This is a genomic window from Allostella sp. (genome assembly GCF_041913585.1).
Classification (GTDB): domain Bacteria; phylum Pseudomonadota; class Alphaproteobacteria; order ATCC43930; family Allostellaceae; genus Allostella.
The window spans coordinates 1-2,307 of record NZ_JAYSFE010000265.1 but is presented as its reverse complement, the minus strand read 5'-3'; the positions used below and the strand labels follow the sequence as shown (position 1 = coordinate 2,307).

General features: G+C 75.0%; 4 protein-coding genes. 2 read left to right on the top strand and 2 right to left on the bottom strand.

Annotated elements, in window-relative coordinates; genetic code table 11:
* Positions 1–761: hypothetical protein (locus tag ACE3Q3_RS24010; RefSeq protein WP_374450331.1), on the top strand; the 761-nt coding region annotated here is incomplete at its 5' end.
* A gap of 10 nt (positions 762–771) precedes the next feature.
* Complete coding sequence (locus ACE3Q3_RS24005; protein WP_374450329.1) at positions 772–1,134, top strand: cupin domain-containing protein; 363 nt, start codon at positions 772–774, stop codon at positions 1,132–1,134.
* On the opposite strand, the gene ACE3Q3_RS24000 is transcribed toward ACE3Q3_RS24005, so the two are convergent.
* Together ACE3Q3_RS24000 and ACE3Q3_RS23995 are read right to left on the bottom strand one after the other, a co-directional pair.
* Entirely contained in the window at positions 1,119–1,355 is a 237-nt protein-coding gene (locus tag ACE3Q3_RS24000; protein ID WP_374450327.1) for a DUF3297 family protein, read from the bottom strand. The two genes, ACE3Q3_RS24005 and ACE3Q3_RS24000, sit on opposite strands and share 16 nt — an antisense overlap.
* 17 nt (positions 1,356–1,372) lie before the next feature.
* On the bottom strand, positions 1,373–2,307 hold a 935-nt coding region (locus ACE3Q3_RS23995), incomplete at its 5' end, for a gamma-glutamyltransferase (RefSeq protein WP_374450325.1).

The window sequence follows — 2,307 nt, the reverse complement described above, 5'->3', positions numbered from 1 at the left end:
CCCTGCTCGCCGCCGGCGCCGACCCCAACGAGGCGGCGACCAGCCGGCCGACCGCCGACTGGGGGACGCCGCTGCTCTGGGCGATCCGGCGGCGGCGTTCGCCGGCCCATGTCCAGGCCCTGCTTGCCGCCGGCGCCGACCCGGCCGCGCGCACGCCCGACGGCACCGACGCGCGGACGCTGGCCCTGCGCTTCGGCCTGCCGGAGGTGGCGGCGCTGCTGCCGCCGGGCGCCGGCGCCGCTCCCCTGCCCGCGGACGAGCGCTTCGTCACCGCCTGCGCGGCCGGCGACGAGGCGGCCGCCAGGGACATCCAGGCCGGGCGGCCGGATCTGCCGGGCGGGCTCGACCCGGCGCGGCTGCGGCTGCTGCCCGAGCTGGCGGCGGACGGGGTGGCCGCCGCGGTGCGGACGATGGTGCGGCTCGGCTGGCCGATCGCCACGCGCGGCGGCGACTGGGAGGCCTCGGCGCTGAACCACGCCGTCTTCCGGGGGGACGCGGCGCTGGTCCGCTTCCTGCTGGAGCACGGGGCGGACTGGCGGGAGCGCCACGGCTTCGACGACGACGCCAGCGGCACCCTCGCCTGGGCCTCGCTCAACCGCCCGCTCGCCGGCGGCGACTGGCTGGGCTGCGCCCGGGCCCTCCTCGCCCACGGGATGCCCCGGGGCGAGCGCGATCCGGGCGGCTCGGACGACGTCCTCCTCGACGGGCGGCGCAAGCGCTTCTCGGACGAGGTGGCGGAACTCCTGGTCGGCGGACGATAGGAGCGGACCGATGCCCAACCTCTTCGACACGACGCCCGCCACGCCGGCGGCCGAGCGGACCGAGCCGCTGCTGACCGCTGCCGGCGTGCGGCTCGAACGCGTCCTGTCGCTGGGCCAGGCATCGCCGCCCGGCTTCTGGTACGACCAGGCGGAGGCGGAATGGGTGGCGGTGCTGTCCGGCCGCGCCCGCCTCGCCATCGCGGGCGAGGCGCACGACCGCGAACTGGGCCCTGGCGATGCGGTGTTCCTGCCGGCCGGATGCCGGCACCGCGTCGCCTGGACCGACCCCGACCAGCCGACCGTCTGGCTCGCCCTCTTCGTGGACCCGACGCTCGGGCCGGCGCTCGGGCCGGCGCCTCAGGAGCGGAAGTAGGGCTCGACCGTCCCCTTCAGCTTGATCGTCAGCGGATAGCCGTGGCGGTCGACCGTCTTGCCGGCGGCGACCCGGATCCAGCCCTCGCTGACGCAATACTCCTCGACGTTGGTCTTCTCCGCGCCGTTGAAGCGGATGCCGATGCCGCGTTCGAGCAGGGCGGCGTCGTAGTGCGGGCTCGTCGGGTTGTTGCAGAGGCGGTCGGGGGGCGTGTCGGTCATGGGACGCTCGCTTGGTCTCAGGTCTTCGGGCGGTCCGGCCAGAACCGGACATTGGCACGGGCGAGGCCGCCGGCAACCCCGACCGGGGTGCCGTCGGCGCGCCAGCAGGCGGCTCCGGTCATCGTGCCGTCGGCGCCGAAGGCGATCGCGTTCATGCCGCCGGCGACGTGCGGCATCGCCGCCACCTCGTGCCCGAGCGCGGCCAGCGCCGCGCGCACCGTCTCCGGCACCGCGTCCTCGACCTCGACCGGGCCCCCTTGCGTCCACAGGCGCGGCGCCTCGACCGCCTCCTGCAGGCTCATCCCGTGATCGACGAGGTTCACCACCGCCTGCATGGCCGAGCCGAAGATGCGCAGGCCGCCCGGCAGGCCGAGCGCGAAGGCGGGCTTGCCGTCCTTCAGCACGATCAGCGGCGACATGGAACTGGTGACGCGCTTGCCGGGAGCGATCGACTGGGTGAAGCCCGGATGCGGATCGAAGAGATACATGTAGTTGTTGGGGATGATCCCGGTGCCGGGCACGACGAAGCGGGCGCCGAAGAGGCTGTTGATGGTCTGGGTCGAGCAGACGACGTTGCCGTCGCCGTCGGCCGCCGTCAGGTGCGTGGTGTTGGCGGATTCCGCCGTCGCCTGGACGCCCGGCGCCCAGGCCTGGGCGCGCCCGCGGTCGATCCGCCGGCGCCGCTCGGCGGCATAGTCCTTGTCGGTCAGGCGCCCGACCGGCACCGGCGTGAAGGCGGGGTCGGCGGTCGCCGCCTTGCGGTCGGCAAAGGCGATCTTCAGCACCTCGGCCAGGAGATGCAGCGTCTCGGGCGTGCCGAAGCCGAGTGCCGCGACGTCGAAGCCCTCGAGAATGTTCAGCATCTGGACGATGTGGACGCCGCCCGAGGAGGGCGGCGGCGGCCCCACCACCTCGAAGCCGCGATAGGTGCCGCGCACCGGCGCCCGCTCGA

What these genes read in the sequence shown, in the direction of transcription:
- ACE3Q3_RS24005 (WP_374450329.1), top strand. Translation starts at nt 772, where the DNA reads ATGCCCAACCTCTTCGACACGACGCCCGCCACGCCGGCGGCCGAGCGG.
- ACE3Q3_RS24000 (WP_374450327.1), bottom strand. Translation starts at nt 1,355, where the DNA reads ATGACCGACACGCCCCCCGACCGCCTCTGCAACAACCCGACGAGCCCG.